Below are 15,602 nucleotides of genomic sequence, written 5' to 3' on the forward strand. Positions count from 1 at the left end.
GGGGTGCAAGGTACGTTTGCCGCATGGCTACGAGCACGAAACCTTCGCCGCGCGCGCGCACTTCCAATCGCGCACCCTCGCGCGCCGGGGGCTCCGGCCCGCGGGGCGGCGCCGCACCGACCAAGAAGCTCCCTGCCGCCAAGGCCCCGGTCGTCATCGATCACGGCCCCGGAATCGGAACACGCGCCTGGCTCGGGCTCGCCCACGTGGTCGGCGCCGGATTCCGCGTGCTCGGCCGCGAGTCGCTCGATCCTGCGGAGCGTCGTGACGGGGTGCCGTTCTTCCTCGTGCTCCTGGCGGTGGCCGGAGCGATCGTGGAGTGGCTCAACCCCGGCAACGCCGCGGCCATCGCCCTCGACCACTACACGTTCGGCGGGCTGTTCGGGCGGGTCGCCTACGCCCTGCCCGTGATCATGGTCGTGTTCGCGGGCTGGCTGTTCCGGCACCCGGCGTCGGTCCACGACAACACGCGCATCGGCATCGGCCTGGGCCTCATGGTCGTCTCGATTTCCGGGCTCTGCCACATCTACGGCGGGCGGCCCGAGGCGTCCGGCGGCATGGCCGGCCTGGCTTCCGGCGGCGGGATCCTCGGCTGGGTGGTCGCCTCGTGGATGGTCAACCTCCTGACCGTCTGGGTGGCCGTGCCGGTGGTCTCCATCGTGCTGGCGCTCTCGCTGCTCATCATCACGAAGACGCCGCCGAACCACATCGGCCGACGCCTGCACGAGCTCTACGCCTATCTCTTCGGCGCCCCCGGTCCGTCCGAGCCCGGTGCCGAGGGAGCGAAGGCAGGATCGTCGAAGGCCCTCTCGTCGACCGCGATCGAAGACGCCGTCGACGGAGACGACGAGGCCGCCGAGCTCCCCTGGTGGCGCCGCAACAAGAGCGGCCGCGAGGAAGACCCCGCCTACGACTCCCCGGTGGTCGCCGAGACCGGCCCCGTCGCGCGCAAGAGCCGAGGCCGCAAGCCGCGCGAGGAGGCGAACTCGTTCACCGACATCATCGAGGGCCCGAAGACCGAAGACGACTTCCCGACCGACGTCCTCTCCGGGCTGGGCTTCGCCGAGGCCGCAGCCGCCAAGAGTGCGCTCGGCCTGTCCGGGGCTCCTGCTGTCGCACCGGGCGCAGGAACGAGCGCCGCCGCCATCCCGACCCCGCCGGTCGCCGCACCCGCACCCGTCGTCCTGCCCGCCGCGGCCGCACTCGGCCCCTCGGACGCCGCGGCCGAGTTCTTCGAGCCCGACCCCGCCGACGAGCGTCCGAGCTTCGAGATCGCCGACACCGACGACGACGAGGCGCCCTACCGCCTGCCCGCGGTCTCGACCCTCAGCCCGGGCGACCCGGCCAAGACGCGAAGCGAGGCGAACGACACGATCGTCGCGGCCATCACCGAGGTGCTGACGCAGTTCAACGTCGACGCCCGCGTCATCGGCTTCAGCCGCGGACCGACGGTCACCCGCTACGAGATCGAGCTCGGCCCGGGCGTGAAGGTCGAGAAGGTCACCGCCCTGGCGAAGAACCTCTCGTACGCGGTCGCGTCGAACGAGGTCCGCATCCTCTCGCCGATCCCCGGCAAGAGCGCCATCGGCGTCGAGATCCCGAACACCGACCGCGAGATCGTGTCGCTCGGCGACGTGCTCCGCTCGTCGGCCGCGACCAAGAGCGCGCACCCGATGACCATCGGAGTGGGCAAGGACGTCGAGGGAGGCTTCGTCGTCGCCAACCTCGCGAAGATGCCCCACCTCCTGGTCGCCGGCTCCACCGGCTCCGGCAAGTCGAGCTTCGTCAACTCGATGATCACGTCGCTGCTGATGCGCGCCAAGCCGAGCGAGGTGCGGATGGTCCTCATCGACCCGAAGCGCGTCGAGCTCTCCATCTACGCCGGCGTGCCGCACCTGATCACGCCCATCATCACCAACGCCAAGAAGGCGGCCGAGGCGCTCCAGTGGGTCGTCAAGGAGATGGACATGCGGTACGACGACCTCGCGTCGTTCGGCTTCCGCCACATCGACGACTTCAACAAGGCCGTCGTCAACAACGAGATCGTGCTGCCGCAGGGGAGCGAGCGCTCGCTCAAGCCGTACCCGTACCTCCTCGTCGTGGTCGACGAGCTCGCCGACCTGATGATGGTCGCTCCGCGCGACGTCGAGGACTCCATCGTCCGCATCACGCAGCTGGCCCGCGCCTCGGGCATCCACCTCGTGCTCGCGACGCAGCGTCCGTCCGTCGACGTCGTCACCGGCCTCATCAAGGCCAACGTGCCGTCGCGCCTCGCCTTCGCCGTGACCAGCGTGACCGACTCGCGGGTCATCCTCGACCAGCCGGGCGCCGACAAGCTCATCGGCCAGGGCGACGCGCTCTTCCTGCCCATGGGGGCGTCCAAGGCCATGCGCGTCCAGGGCGCGTGGGTGCAGGAGAGCGAGGTCAACGACGTCGTCCAGCACGTGACCCGCCAGGCCCGCCCCGAGTACCGCAACGACGTGGCCCAGGTCGTCGAGAAGAAAGAGATCGACGGCGACATCGGCGACGACCTCGAGCTCCTGCTCGCCGCCGCCGAGCTCGTCGTGTCGACCCAGTTCGGCTCGACGTCGATGCTCCAGCGCAAGCTGCGCGTCGGCTTCGCCAAAGCCGGCAGGCTCATGGACCTCATGGAGTCGCGCGACATCGTGGGGCCCTCCGAGGGGTCGAAGGCGCGCGACGTCCTGGTGACCGTGGAGCAGCTCCCGGGGGTGCTGGCGAAGATCCGCGGCGGGGAGGATCCCGGCGCGGGGTCGGGGGCGCGAGTTCCTGAGCGCAGCACTCCGCCCTCGGCGCCGTCCGACGACCGGTACTCCGCCGACCCGGTCGGCGACATGACCTCGGGGTACCGAGAGGTCGACGCCGACGATTCGGAGGACGCCTGGGGTCTGACAGGACGAGACTGATCCCATGAGCCACGAACCTGCGTCCCCCCGCGCGAAGACCTTCCCCCTGACGGGGAGGATCGTCAGTCGCGGCGACGGACCGGCCTCGACCGCCAACATCGCGAACATCATCACGGTGGTGCGGATCCTGATGGCGCCGCTGTTCTTCGTCCTGCTGGTGGTCGACGACGGCAGCATGGGGGCTCTGCGGGTGTGGGCCGCGGTCATCTTCGTGGTGGCGATCCTGACCGACAGCCTCGACGGGTTCCTCGCGCGTCGGCAGAACCTCGTGTCCGACTTCGGCAAGATCGTCGACCCGCTGGCTGACAAGGTGTTGACCGGCGGCGCGTTCATCGTGCTGTCGGTGCTGGGCGAGCTGCCCTGGTGGGTGACCATCGTCATCCTCGTGCGCGAGATCGGCATCACGGTCTACCGCTTCGTCGCGCTCAGCGACCGCGTCATCCCCGCCTCGCGCGGCGGCAAGCTCAAGACGCTGCTGCAGGGCGTGGCCCTGACGCTCGCCCTCTTCCCGTTCACCACCTGGCTGGGCGACTGGTTCAACTGGGTCAACATCGTGCTCATGTCGGCCGCCTTCCTCGCCACCGTGCTGTCGGGGCTCGACTACATGCGGGTCGCGCTCCAGCACTCGCGATCGCGCACCCCCGCGGACGGCGCAGCGTGACGCTCGTCGTCGACCTCATGGCGTCTCTTCGGGCGCAGGAACTCACCGTCGCCGTCGCCGAGTCGCTCACCGGGGGACTGCTCGTCGCCGAGCTCGTCTCCGTGCCGGGCGCCTCCAGCGTCGTCGCCGGGGGAGTGGTGGCCTACCAGACCGAGGTCAAGCACTCGCTCCTCGGGGTGCCCGCGGCTCTCCTCGCCGAGCACGGCGCGGTCCACCCCGACGTCGCGGCGGCCATGGCGACGGGTGTCCGAGAACGCCTCACCATCGCCCACGCCCGGCCCACGTTCGGAATCGCGACGACAGGTGTCGCCGGCCCCGACCCCCAGGACGGCCAGCCGGTCGGCACCGTCTACGTGGGTATCGCCTGGGAGAATCATGTCGAAGTGGTGCCCCTCGCACTGGAGGGTGACCGCCAGGCAATCCGATCGGCTACAGTCGCCGAATCACTTGCAGCACTTCAGCGGGTGGTCGAGCGGTTCAGGGAATAGCGCGGGTTTCAGTCCTGTTACATCTCTCAGGTCGCACGGCACATCCAGACATTGCTGATTACAGTTGCACCTACCCACCTGGTACTCCGATCACGGTGGGTCGTCCTCAGGAGGAGGGTCCTATGGTTCTCGTACGTCAAGAAATCGGTGACGTCCTTCGTGACTTCCGCCTGCAAAAGGGCCGCACGCTTCGTCAGGTCGCATCCAAGGCCAGTGTCGCGCTCGGTTACCTCAGTGAGGTCGAGCGTGGCCAGAAAGAGGCCAGCTCTGAGATCCTCGCCTCGGTAGCGGATGCTCTCGAGACGCCCATCTCCACGATCATGCGTGAGGTCGGTGACCGCATGGCGGTCCTCGAGGGGCTCAGCCCCGTTCCCGACACGCTCCCCGACGACCTCGTCGCCGAGTTCGACGCCGACCTCGCGGTCCGCTAGAGCTCTCCGCGAGTCACACGAACGCCCCGGCCTGTCGGCCGGGGCGTTCGTGCGTCCGGGGTCGGGTTCGGCGCGTTCAGGTCGCGTTGCGTTCGGGGTCGGCGTTGCGCGGGTAGCCTCGACGCGTGCGCAAGAGTGAGTTCGCCCGAGCGGTCGTCGACGAGTTCGGCGAAGGGTACGGCCGGGTCGTGACGCGCGACGTCGTGCTGGCGGCGCTCGGCAGCGTGTCGGCCGACGAGGCGATCGGCCGGGGCGACGACCCGCGCGACGTGTGGCTTGCCCTATGCGAGGTAGAGAACGTGCCCGAGTCGCGCCGCTACGGCGTCGGGCTGCCCAAGCCGCGCCCGTAGTCCGCGCCGCCGGCGCTCCGCCCTCCTGCCGGCCCCGCCTGGCCTCCTGCCCGCCCGCGTCCCAAAAATTCAAGGAGATTTTCGCCGGCGTGGCCTGCGATGGCCGCGGGTTGGGCCTACACGGCCAAAATCTCCTTGAATTTCGGAGGTCGACACGCCGCGCCGCTCACTCGAACATGTGTTCGGTCGGGTGCTAGCCTCTCCTCCACAGGGGCGCTCCGGTGCCGGGTTCTCCACAGATGGCTGAGCGGCGCTTCGAGTGTCGGTGGCTCTCCGTAACGTTCTCGGCAACAGCGCTTCCCCTGAGCCTTGTCGAACACCTCCTGGCCTTGCACCACCGGCCCGGGCAGACGCGACAGCCTATAGGCGCACCGACTGACGTCGACGAGCATCGCTCGACGGCGACGACCCCGGCCGTCCGCGCGACGACCGAGAAGGAGACATCATGCCCTCAGTTGCAGATCGCGAGAAGGCCCTCGAGACGGCTCTCGCTCAGATCGATCGTCAGTTCGGCAAGGGCGCCGTCATGCGCCTCGGCAGCGACGAGCGCGCTCCCGTAGCCGTCATCCCCACGGGGTCGATCGCCCTCGACGTCGCACTCGGCATCGGCGGTCTTCCCCGCGGGCGCATCGTCGAGATCTACGGGCCCGAGTCGTCGGGTAAGACGACGCTCACCCTTCACGCCATAGCGAATGCTCAGGCCGCCGGCGGCATCGCCGCCTTCATCGACGCCGAGCACGCGCTCGACCCCGAGTATGCGAAGAAGCTCGGCGTCGACATCGACGCCCTCCTCGTGTCGCAGCCCGACACCGGTGAGCAGGCCCTCGAGATCGCCGACATGCTCGTGCGCTCCGGGTCCATCGACCTCGTCGTCATCGACTCCGTCGCCGCGCTCGTGCCCCGTGCCGAGATCGAGGGCGAGATGGGCGACTCGCACGTCGGCCTCCAGGCCCGACTCATGTCGCAGGCTCTCCGCAAGCTGACCGGTGGCCTCAGCCAGACCGGCACCACGATGATCTTCATCAACCAGCTGCGTGAGAAGATCGGCGTCTTCTTCGGAAGCCCCGAGACCACCGCCGGCGGTAAGGCGCTCAAGTTCTACGCGTCCGTCCGCCTCGACATCCGCCGCATCGAGACCCTGAAAGACGGTACCGACGCAGTCGGCAACCGCACCCGCGTCAAGGTCGTCAAGAACAAGATGGCGCCGCCCTTCAAGCAGGCCGAGTTCGACATCCTCTACGGCGTCGGCATCTCGCGTGAGGGCAGCCTGATCGACTTCGGCGTCGAGCACGGAATCGTCCGCAAGTCGGGCGCCTGGTACACCTACGAGGGCGACCAGCTCGGCCAGGGCAAAGAGAACTCGCGCAACTTCCTGCTCCAGAACGCGTCGATCGCACTCGAGATCGAGCAGAAGATCCTGGCGAAGCTCGGCGTCGGCACCGACGGGGCCGCGGCCAAGGCAGCCAACGACGCTGCCGCCGCCGCATCCGGCGAGCCGGCCGCCCCGACCCTCTCGGCGACCCAGCGCAAGCTGGCCGAGCGCAAGGGCGCGTAGTCATCGCCGACTCCACCGGGGGCGACGACCTCGCTCCCGTCACGCCGCTCTTCGGCGGGGGCCGTGCTTCGAAGCGCGGCCCCGCCGGCGAGGCTGGTCCTCGCGATGGCGCCGCCGGTGTGCCGGAAGGCTCGGCAGGCTCCCCGTGGGCCAGGGCGGATTCCGTGTGGGCCGACGATGCCGCCCCAGGCGCCGATGAGACCCTGGCTGACGCCGACGAGACGCTGGCTGACGCCGACGAGACGCCCGACGACCTCGACTCGGTTTCGGGCGCAGGATCCCGCGCGGCCGAATCCGATCTCGACGCCGCGGGGCAGGCCCGGCCCCTCCCGACCTACGAGGCGTTCGCCGCGAAGTCCGAGGCGCGCGAGCGCCTGTCGGCCGTGACGTCGCTCCCCGTGGGGCGCCGCGAAGGCGGGGCCGTCCCCGGTCGCGCACAGTCCGACCCCGTCCGATCCGGCTCGGAGTTCCCCGACAAGATCGACGCCGCCGTGATCGATGCCGCCGAGATGGACGCCGACGAGTCAGACGACGAGCCCGCTGAGACTCTCGACGCCGCGCGTGCCCGAGCCGAGAACATCAGCATGCACGCGCTGTCGCGCCGCGGGGTCTCCTCGTCCGAGTTGGCGAAGACCCTCCGATCCCGTGACCTCCCCGACGAGGTCGTGGAGGAGGAGATCGCGCGGCTCGAAGGAGTCGGTCTCCTGAACGACGCCGAGCTCGCCGAGAACCTGGTCCGCACCAAGCAAGACCGCAAGGGTCTCGGCAAGGGCGCCATCACCGCCGAGCTGCGTCAGCGGGGCCTCGCACAGGAGGCCATCGAAGCCGCGGTCGACGAGATCGACGACGACGAAGAGCAGTCGCGGGCCGACGAGTGGGCGCGCAAGCGCGCCGGGCAGCTCCGCGGGCTCGACCAGGCGACCGCCGAGCGCCGTCTCAACGGCTACCTGATGCGACGCGGCTACCGGTCCGAGGTCATCCGCCGTGCGGTCGAGAAGGCGCTGCCACGCGGTGGCTCGTCACGGGGCGGCGTCCGCTTCGAGTAGCCCCTGGCGGGGGCGGGGCCGGCGGCGCCGAGCGCGCGCCAGCGGTCGTGCGCGGCGCGACGGCGCTCAGTGGCACGGCCGGAGGCGACGCGGGAGCGCCACGGCCGGGCCGTGCGGCGTAGGCCCCATGAGGCGACCGGTGCTCGGCCCGCGAATGCCGAATTACACTGGGGGACTATGTCGACGGTCCTCGAAGCAAGCGCGGCAGCGGCCAGCGCTGCAGCAGCAGCCACCACCACCGGGGCAGCGGCGAGCCCCGCGCCCCGCACCTACGAGGTGCGCACCTTCGGGTGCCAGATGAACGTGCACGACTCGGAGCGCCTGAGCGGCTCGCTCGAGGCCGCCGGCTACGTTCCGGCCGACGGAGCCGAGGCCGACATCGTCGTCATCAACACGTGCGCAGTCCGCGAGAACGCCGACAACAAGCTCTACGGCACGCTCGGCCACCTGGCCAAGACGAAGCGGACCCACGAGGGCATGCAGATCGCCGTCGGCGGGTGCCTCGCCCAGAAAGACAAGTCGGTGATCCTCGACAAGGCGCCGTGGGTCGACGTCGTCTTCGGCACTCACAACATGGGTGCCCTGCCGACGCTGCTCGAGCGAGCACGCCACAACGACGAGGCGCAGCTCGAGATCCTCGAGTCGCTCGACGTGTTCCCGTCGACGTTGCCCACGAAACGCGACTCGACGTACAGCGGCTGGGTGTCGATCTCGGTCGGCTGCAACAACACCTGCACGTTCTGCATCGTCCCGTCGCTCCGCGGCAAGGAGAAGGACCGCCGCCCGGGCGAGATCCTCGCCGAGATCCAGGCCCTCGTCGACGACGGGGCCGTCGAGGTCACGCTGCTCGGGCAGAATGTCAACTCGTACGGCGTCGAGTTCGGCGACCGCGGCGCTTTCGCCAAGCTGCTCCGCGCCGCGGGCCAGATCGACGGCCTCGAGCGCGTCCGCTTCACCAGTCCGCACCCCGCGGCCTTCACCGACGACGTCATCGACGCCATGGCCGAGACCCCCTCGGTGATGCCGCAGCTGCACATGCCGCTGCAGTCGGGCTCCGACCGGATTCTCAAGGCCATGCGCCGCAGCTACCGGAGCGAGAAGTTCCTCGGCATCCTCGACCGGGTGCGCGCCGAGATCCCGAACGCGGCGATCAGCACCGACATCATCGTCGGCTTCCCCGGCGAGACGGAGGAGGACTTCCAAGAGACCCTCCGCGTCGTCGAGCAGTCGCGGTTCGCCACGGCGTTCACGTTCCAGTACTCGATCCGGCCCGGCACGCCCGCGGCCGACCTGCCCGACCAGATCGCCAAGGAGGTCGTGCAGGAGCGCTTCGAGCGGCTCACCGCCCTGCAAGACCGGATCAGCGCCGAGGAGAACGCGAAGCAGGTCGGCGCTCTCGTCGAGCTGCTCGTCGCGACCGGCGAAGGGCGCAAAGACACGGCGACGCATCGCCTCTCGGGCCGCGCCGCCGACTCGCGCCTGGTGCACTTCGAGGTTCCCGAGGGCGGCGACGTGCCGCGTCCCGGCGACATGGTGAGCGTCCGCATCACCGAGGCGAAGCCGTTCTACCTCCTCGCCGACCAGCCCGACGGCTCGATCTACGAGGTGCGCCGGACCCGCGCGGGCGACGCCTGGGACGCCGCCCAGGCCGCCTCCTGCGGTGTGCCAGCGGTCACGACGCCCGCGGGCGCTGCGACCGCCTCCGGCGCTCCGGCCCGTGTGTCGCTCGGCCTGCCCACGCTGCGCGTCGGAGTCCCGGCCCCGACGAGAGCGGGCGGCACCGGTGAGGGCGCCGCCGTGACCACTCCGATCTACGACGCACTCGACGGCGAGCGTCGCCCGGCCGACCTCGCCTAGGGCGTGACGGACTCCGAGCATCCCGACCTCGCCGTGGTGGTCGGGGCCACCGGCACCGGCAAGTCGGACTTCGCCCTCGACCTGGCCGACGAGCTGGGCCGCAGGGGCCGAAGCGCCGAGGTCGTCAACGCCGACGCGATGCAGCTGTACCGGGGGATGGACATCGGCACGGCCAAGCTTCCGCCGGCAGAGCGCCGCGGAGTCCCGCACCACCTGTTCGACGAGCTCCAGGTCTCGGACGAGGCGAGCGTCGAGTGGTACCAGCGGCGGGCGCGCGACGTCGTCGACGAGATCCTGGGGCGCGGGGCGGTCGCCATCCTGGTCGGCGGGTCCGGGCTCTACGTCTCGGGCGCCGTGTTCGACTTCCGCTTCCCGGGCACGGACGCGGTCGTACGCGAGCGCTACGAGCGGCTGGCTGCCGAGCGGGGGACCCGAGCGGCGTACGACCTCCTGAAGGAGCGTGATCCCGCTGCCGCCCTCGCCATCGGCCCGCACAATGCCCGCCGCATCGTGCGAGCCCTCGAGGTGGGCGAGATCACGGGCGAGCACTTCGCCGTGGGGCTTCCCGAAGACGCCCCGCTCTGGCGTCCTGCCGCGTTTGTCGGGCTCCGCGACGACCGCGACGTGCTGGTGGAGCGCCTCGACGGTCGCGTGGACGACATGTGGCGGCAGGGCCTCCTCGCCGAGGTGGAGGGGCTGCTGGCCGAGGGCCCCGCGCTGGGCGTCACGGCTTCGGGCGCCATCGGCTACGCGCAGGCGATCGCCGAGATTCGCGGCGAGCTGACCGAGACCGAGGCGCGCGACCTCACCAAGCAGCTGACCCGTCGCTACGCCCGACGCCAGGTCAGCTGGTTCAAGCGCTACCCGCGCGTGACCTGGGTCGAGAGCCGTGGCGACCTCGCCAGCGCCGTGTCAGCGGTCGCCGATACACTCACCGGGTGACCACCACCGCCACCATCCCCACCGTCGTCCGCTTCACCAAAGGCCAGGGCACGGGCAACGACTTCGTGCTCTTCGCCGACCCCGACGGAACGTTCGACCTGACGCCCGATCGCATCCGCGCGCTGGCCGACCGTCACTTCGGAGTCGGCGGCGACGGAGTCATCCGTGCCGTCCGCAGCGCCAGCCACCCCGAGGGGGCGGCCACGTTGGCCGAAGAGCCCGAGGCCGAGTGGTTCATGGATTACCACAACGCCGACGGCAGCGTCGCCGAGATGTGCGGCAACGGCATCCGCGTCTTCACCGCCTACCTCCTCGAGCAGGGTCTGGCGACGCTCGAGCCCGGGGAGACCCTGTCGATCGGCACCCGGGCCGGTGTCCGTGACGTCCAGCTGAACCGCGCCGGCTTCCAGGTCGACCTGGGCCGCTGGTCGCTCTCCGACGACCACCCCGAGGTGCGCGCCCGCGACCTCCACGCAGCGCGACCCGGCCTCGGCCTCAGCGTCGGCAACCCGCACGTCGTCGTGGCCCTCGCCTCTGCTGACGAGCTCGCCGGTATCGATCTCACCGTCATCCCCGTCCTCGACCCGGTCCCCACCGCCGGCGCCAACGTCGAGTTCGTCGTCCCGGCCGAGCCGCTCGTCGCAGACGGAGTCGGCCGCATCTCGATGCGCGTCCACGAGCGCGGCTCAGGCGAGACCCTCTCGTGTGGCACGGGCGCGGCCGCGGCCGCCTTGGCCGTCCGGTACTACGCCGGAGACAGCGCGCCCGACCAGTGGCGCGTCGACGTCCCCGGCGGCACGGTCGGCGTCCGCATGTTCGCGACCGAAGACGGCGAGCACGTCTCGCTGAGCGGCCCCGCCGAGCTGGTGTTCACCGGCGAGCTCGCGATCTGACGCGGGGCTGCACACGCCGTTCCGGCTCGATCCCGCCGGCTGCCTGGCGGGGCTGTGCCGCTTCGGCGGGTTCGGCCGGGTCGGGGCGGGCCCGGCGGCGTGGCACCCGCCGTTTCGGCTCGATCCCGCCGGCTGCCTGGCGGGCCTGTGCCGGTTCGGAGGGCTCCGTGGGGTCGGGGTGGCCCCGGCGGCGTCGTACCCGCCGTTTCGGCTCGATCCCGCTGCGATTGCCGCGGGGCTGTGCCGCTTCGACGGGCTCTGTGGGGTCGGGGTGGGCCCCGGCGCCGTCGTACCCGCCGTTCCGGCTCAATCCCGCCGCGGTTGCGGCGGGGCTGCGCCGCTTCGGCGGGCTCTGCTGGGTCGGGGTGGGCCCCGGCGGCGTCGCACCCGCCGTTCCGGTTCGATCCCGCCGCGATTGCCGCGGGGCTGTGCCGCTTCGGAGGGCACGCGCGCCGACACGCAACCCCTCACCGCGGGCGCAGGAACTCGCACCCCGCCACCACCGACCCCACCGGCGCGACCCAGCCACCGCCCACCCCTGGCCTCAGCGCCGCCAACCCGCTAAACTCGCACAATGAAGTTCTTCATCTGAGACCGAAGTCTCCCCGTGCAGTTCCTGCACCAGTTCGTATCAAGCGAACAGTCCCGACCGCGACACTCGGCGCGTCAGGCTAGCAAGTCGTCAGGCCAGCAGCTCGTCACGCCAGCGCCTCGTCAGGCCAGCCGCGTAGCCCGCAAGATCCGGTAGCCCTTCGACGTCGAATCCCGCTCGATCTCCACGACCGGGCCGAGTTCGTCGGCGATCCAGCGCTGGAGCGAGTCGGCTCCGAGGTTCTTCGCGACGACGAGGTACGCCTCCATGTCGATGCCGAGACGCGGCAGCCACGCCGACAGGATGTCGTGCAAGGTCTGCTTGCCGACCCGGATCGGCGGGTTCGACCAGATCCCGTCGAAGACGAGGTCGTCGGGCACGTCGCCCGGCAGCACGGCGTGCACGTTCGTCAGCCCGGCCCGCTTCGCGTTCTCGCGGAGAAGCTCGAGTACACGCTCGTTCACGTCGACGGCCCATACCTCGGCTTCGGGCGAGCGCAGCGCGAGCGTGAGAGCGATCGGCCCCCATCCACAACCCACATCCAAGAAAGTGCCGTCGCGCGGTGGCGTCGGCATGGATCCGAGAAGCACTGCGGTGCCCGGATCGATCCGCCCCGGACTGAAGACGCCCGCGGCGGTCGCCAGAGAGAGTTCGCGCCCGGCGAGCTCGACCGTGATCTCACGCGGTCGGAGCTCACTCGACGGCTGCGATGAGAAGTAGTGCTCGCTGGCCATCCCCACAGATTATCGAACCTGAAAGGTCTAATGTGACTGCAATGACTGAGCACACCAGCACCGATGCGCCGCGCGAGGAGAGCGACGACGTCGTCGACCGCATCCTGAGCAACGCGTCGTCGAGGGCTGGTCTGAGCGTGTTCGCTCCGGCCCAGGCGATCCAGACCGAAGGGCTCTCCGGTGCGGGCACCAGCCGCGACGAGAGCTTCGACGGCGAGCAGCTCGACGTCGCCGACCGCCAGGCGCTCCGGCGTGTGGCCGGTCTGTCGACCGAGCTCGAAGACGTCACCGAGGTTGAGTACCGACAGCTGCGGCTCGAGAACGTCGTGCTGATCGGCGTGTACTCCCAGGGGTCGCTCCAGGACGCCGAGAACTCGATCCGCGAGCTCGCCGCCCTGGCCGAGACCGCGGGCGCCGTCGTGCTCGACGGCCTCCTGCAGCGCCGGCCGAACCCCGACCCGTCGACGTACCTCGGATCGGGCAAGGCGCTCGAGCTGAAGGCCACTGTGCAGGCACTCGGTGCCGACACCGTGATCGCCGACACCGAGCTGGCACCGAGCCAGCGTCGTGCGCTCGAAGACGTGGTGAAGGTCAAGGTGATCGACCGGACGGCCGTGATCCTCGACATCTTCAGCCAGCACGCCAAGAGCCGCGAGGGCAAGGCGCAGGTCGAGCTCGCGCAGCTCGAGTACCTCCTCCCGAGGCTCCGCGGCTGGGGCGAGTCGATGTCGCGCCAGGCCGGTGGCCAGGTCGGCGCCGGCAACGGAATGGGCTCGCGCGGTCCGGGTGAGACGAAGATCGAGCTCGATCGACGCCGGATCCACACCCGGATGGCGATCCTGCGCAAGAAGATCAAGGAGATGAAGCCGGCACGCGAGGCGAAGCGGGCCAACCGCACGCGCAACGCGGTCCCGAGCGTCGCGATCGCCGGCTACACCAACGCCGGCAAGTCGAGCCTGCTCAACCGGATGACTCGCACCGGAGTCCTGGTCGAGAACGCCCTGTTCGCGACCCTCGACACCACCGTGCGCAAGTCGCTGACCGACGACGGCCGTCCGTTCACGTACGCCGACACGGTCGGCTTCGTGCGCAACCTGCCGCATCAGCTGGTCGAGGCCTTCCGCTCGACGCTCGAGGAGGTCCACGACAGCGACATCATCGTGCACGTCGTCGACGGCTCGCACCCCGACCCGGCTGCGCAGCTGGCGACGGTCCGCGAGGTCATCTCGGAGGTCGACGGGCGAGACATCCCCGAGGTCGTCGTCTTCAACAAGAGCGACCTGGTCGACGAGAGCCAGCGGCTCGTGCTGCGCGGGATGGTGCCCGACGCGATCTTCGTGTCGGCCCGCACCGGCGAGGGCATCGACGAGCTGCGTGCCACGCTCGCGGAGCTCCTGCCGCGGCCCGAGGTCGAGCTCGATCTGCTGGTCCCGTACGACCGAGGCGAGGTCATCGCGCGGATCCACGAGATCGGCACGGTCGTCGACGTCGAGTACCTCCCCGAGGGCACGCGCGTCACGGCCAAGGTCTACCCGCAGGACGCAGCGCCCCTGCGCGAGTTCGCCAACTGAGACGCACCCCTCACACCCGAATGGCCGCAGGAACTTCCTGCGGCCATTCGGCATTCTCGGGCGGCTTCGCCCCGTCGGGCCCCTAGAGAGACCGCAGGACGGCGACGACCTTGCCGAGGATCTGCGCGTGGTCGCCCATGATCGGCTCGAAGTTGGAGTTGCGCGGGAGCAGCCAGGTGTGACCGTCGCGCTGCCGGAACACCTTCACCGTCGCCTCGTCGTCGAGCATCGCCGCGACGATCTCGCCGTTCTCGGCGTTGCCCTGCTGACGGACGACGACCCAGTCGCCGTCGCAGATGGCGGCGTCGATCATGGACTCGCCGACGACCTTGAGCATGAACAGCTCGCCCTTGCCCACGAGGGTGCGGGGGAGGGGCATGACGTCTTCGACCTGCTGCTCGGCGGTGATCGGGATGCCTGCGGCGATGCGTCCGACCAGGGGCACGCGAGCGGTCACGTTGTCGTCATCGTCGTAGCGGACGATCGTCGGCTCGGGGACCACCTTGTCGGGGTCCTCGAGGAGCACCTCGAGAGCGCGGGGCCGGTTGGGGTCGCGGCGGATCGCACCGGCGAGCTCGAGCTGGTTGAGCTGGTGAGTGACGCTGGAGAGGGAGGCGAGGCCGACGGCGTCGCCGATCTCGCGCATGCTCGGCGGATAGCCGCGGCTGGCGATCGAGGCGCGGATGGCCGTCAGGATCAGGTTCTGCTTCGCCGTCAGGGGCTTTCGGGCACGGGGATCGGGCCCAGCCTCTGTAGTCGTTGCCTCGGGCACGCGCCCACCTCTCTCGAATGTCGGTGGCTGCTGTTCTACTGATCCCACCGATCGAAACTGTATCCGGTCGAAATGAGCAGAACAAACACATGTTCGAGTGTGTCGCGTGGTTTTTCTGCGATTTTCGGCTAGAGCCTCTTGAAATCGGTGTTAATCGAAGATATGTTCGGAAGTGTTCTTCGGAACACCTCTTCGTGTCAGGCGGCCCCGGCCGGCGGCCTGGCACGAAGACCACAGCCAAGTCGTCTCGACAGAATCGACAAGAGAGGTACGCATCATGAGCGCAACGATCACCGCCTTCCCCACGGCAGCTCCCGCGACCCGCACCGCATCCGTCTCCCACCTCCGCATCACCGCTCGGGGTCGCGTCGTCCTCACGATCGCCGTCCTCCTCGCCGCCGTCGCGATCATCGCCGGCTTCGTTCTGACGGGCGGCGGCGCGGTCGCCACCGGCCAAGCGGGCGACGTCCATTTCGACCACGTCACCGTGGCGGCTGGTGAGACGCTCTGGCAGGTCGCCGAAGATGTGGCCCCGACTGCCGATCCGCGTGACGTCATCTCCGACATCGTCTCGCTCAACAACCTGTCGAGCACGCAGGTCATGCCGGGGCAGTCGCTCGCGATCCCGACCAAGTATTCGAACTAGGCAGCTCGAACCAGGCAGCATCACCTCGCTCGCACCGTCGCCCGGCGCCGTCCCGCACTCGCGGGGCGGCGCTTCTGCGCGCGTGCTGTGCTTGGCGGGGCTTCGCAAGGATCTCGGCGGCAGCGATCCTTCATGAGCGC

Annotated in this window: 14 protein-coding genes; 12 read left to right on the forward strand and 2 right to left on the reverse strand. The window is 70.0% G+C overall.

Annotated features, from left to right (window positions below):
- The first annotated feature begins 23 nt into the window (after nucleotides 1-23).
- The 10 genes from AC07TY_RS17120 (at nucleotide 24) to dapF (ending at nucleotide 11,147) form a co-directional block, all read left to right on the forward strand.
- A complete protein-coding gene (locus tag AC07TY_RS17120; RefSeq protein WP_494786111.1) occupies nucleotides 24-2,924 on the forward strand; it encodes an FtsK/SpoIIIE family DNA translocase in 2,901 nt (966 codons plus the stop codon).
- A 4-nt stretch (nucleotides 2,925-2,928) separates the two neighbouring features.
- A complete protein-coding gene (gene pgsA, locus AC07TY_RS17125; protein WP_494786112.1) occupies nucleotides 2,929-3,585 on the forward strand; it encodes a CDP-diacylglycerol--glycerol-3-phosphate 3-phosphatidyltransferase in 657 nt (218 codons plus the stop codon).
- 17 nt (nucleotides 3,586-3,602) lie between these two features.
- Nucleotides 3,603-4,073, forward strand: coding sequence for a CinA family protein (locus AC07TY_RS17130; protein ID WP_494786129.1), 471 nt, complete (start codon nucleotides 3,603-3,605; stop codon nucleotides 4,071-4,073).
- A gap of 122 nt (nucleotides 4,074-4,195) precedes the next feature.
- On the forward strand, nucleotides 4,196-4,504 hold the full coding sequence (locus AC07TY_RS17135) for a helix-turn-helix domain-containing protein (RefSeq protein ID WP_123505971.1): 309 nt from the start codon (nucleotides 4,196-4,198) through the stop codon (nucleotides 4,502-4,504).
- A 125-nt stretch (nucleotides 4,505-4,629) separates the two neighbouring features.
- Nucleotides 4,630-4,854, forward strand: a complete 225-nt coding sequence (locus AC07TY_RS17140; RefSeq protein ID WP_123505970.1) for a DUF3046 domain-containing protein — start codon at nucleotides 4,630-4,632, stop codon at nucleotides 4,852-4,854.
- Between the two features lie 445 nt (nucleotides 4,855-5,299).
- Nucleotides 5,300-6,409 carry a recombinase RecA gene (recA, locus tag AC07TY_RS17145; protein ID WP_488625954.1) on the forward strand — a complete coding sequence of 370 codons (1,110 nt, stop codon included), beginning with the start codon at nucleotides 5,300-5,302 and terminating at the stop codon, nucleotides 6,407-6,409.
- 164 nt (nucleotides 6,410-6,573) lie between these two features.
- Nucleotides 6,574-7,455, forward strand: coding sequence for a regulatory protein RecX (locus tag AC07TY_RS17150; RefSeq protein ID WP_494786113.1), 882 nt, complete (start codon nucleotides 6,574-6,576; stop codon nucleotides 7,453-7,455).
- Nucleotides 7,456-7,632: 177 nt separating this feature from the next.
- Nucleotides 7,633-9,312, forward strand: coding sequence for a tRNA (N6-isopentenyl adenosine(37)-C2)-methylthiotransferase MiaB (gene miaB, locus AC07TY_RS17155; RefSeq protein ID WP_494786114.1), 1,680 nt, complete (start codon nucleotides 7,633-7,635; stop codon nucleotides 9,310-9,312).
- Nucleotides 9,313-9,315: 3 nt separating this feature from the next.
- Nucleotides 9,316-10,254, forward strand: coding sequence for a tRNA (adenosine(37)-N6)-dimethylallyltransferase MiaA (miaA, locus tag AC07TY_RS17160; RefSeq protein ID WP_494786115.1), 939 nt, complete (start codon nucleotides 9,316-9,318; stop codon nucleotides 10,252-10,254).
- Complete coding sequence (gene dapF / locus AC07TY_RS17165) at nucleotides 10,251-11,147, forward strand: diaminopimelate epimerase (protein ID WP_494786116.1); 897 nt, start codon at nucleotides 10,251-10,253, stop codon at nucleotides 11,145-11,147. Before miaA ends, dapF begins: the two co-directional genes overlap by 4 nt.
- A 714-nt stretch (nucleotides 11,148-11,861) precedes the next feature.
- Here the strand turns inward: dapF and AC07TY_RS17170 are convergent.
- Nucleotides 11,862-12,473, reverse strand: coding sequence for a class I SAM-dependent methyltransferase (locus AC07TY_RS17170; protein ID WP_494786117.1), 612 nt, complete (start codon nucleotides 12,471-12,473; stop codon nucleotides 11,862-11,864).
- Nucleotides 12,474-12,514: 41 nt separating this feature from the next.
- On the opposite strand from AC07TY_RS17170, the gene hflX reads away from it, so the two are divergent.
- A complete protein-coding gene (gene hflX / locus AC07TY_RS17175; protein WP_123505966.1) occupies nucleotides 12,515-14,044 on the forward strand; it encodes a GTPase HflX in 1,530 nt (509 codons plus the stop codon).
- Between the two features lie 82 nt (nucleotides 14,045-14,126).
- On the opposite strand, the gene lexA is transcribed toward hflX, so the two are convergent.
- A complete protein-coding gene (gene lexA / locus AC07TY_RS17180) occupies nucleotides 14,127-14,816 on the reverse strand; it encodes a transcriptional repressor LexA (protein ID WP_488625960.1) in 690 nt (229 codons plus the stop codon).
- Nucleotides 14,817-15,093: 277 nt separating this feature from the next.
- On the opposite strand from lexA, the gene AC07TY_RS17185 reads away from it, so the two are divergent.
- Entirely contained in the window at nucleotides 15,094-15,462 is a 369-nt protein-coding gene (locus AC07TY_RS17185) for a LysM peptidoglycan-binding domain-containing protein (protein ID WP_123505964.1), read from the forward strand.
- Nucleotides 15,463-15,602: the final 140 nt, after the last annotated feature.

This window comes from Frondihabitans sp. GW821-FHT04F02, assembly GCF_059420045.1.

Bases quoted from the DNA above. Each gene is read 5' to 3' on its own strand.
- AC07TY_RS17120 (WP_494786111.1), top strand. From the start codon at position 24: ATGGCTACGAGCACGAAACCTTCGCCGCGCGCGCGCACTTCCAATCGC.
- pgsA (WP_494786112.1), top strand. From the start codon at position 2,929: ATGAGCCACGAACCTGCGTCCCCCCGCGCGAAGACCTTCCCCCTGACG.
- AC07TY_RS17130 (WP_494786129.1), top strand. From the start codon at position 3,603: ATGGCGTCTCTTCGGGCGCAGGAACTCACCGTCGCCGTCGCCGAGTCG.
- AC07TY_RS17135 (WP_123505971.1), top strand. From the start codon at position 4,196: ATGGTTCTCGTACGTCAAGAAATCGGTGACGTCCTTCGTGACTTCCGC.
- recA (WP_488625954.1), top strand. From the start codon at position 5,300: ATGCCCTCAGTTGCAGATCGCGAGAAGGCCCTCGAGACGGCTCTCGCT.
- miaB (WP_494786114.1), top strand. From the start codon at position 7,633: ATGTCGACGGTCCTCGAAGCAAGCGCGGCAGCGGCCAGCGCTGCAGCA.
- AC07TY_RS17170 (WP_494786117.1), bottom strand. From the start codon at position 12,473: ATGGCCAGCGAGCACTACTTCTCATCGCAGCCGTCGAGTGAGCTCCGA.
- hflX (WP_123505966.1), top strand. From the start codon at position 12,515: ATGACTGAGCACACCAGCACCGATGCGCCGCGCGAGGAGAGCGACGAC.
- AC07TY_RS17185 (WP_123505964.1), top strand. From the start codon at position 15,094: ATGAGCGCAACGATCACCGCCTTCCCCACGGCAGCTCCCGCGACCCGC.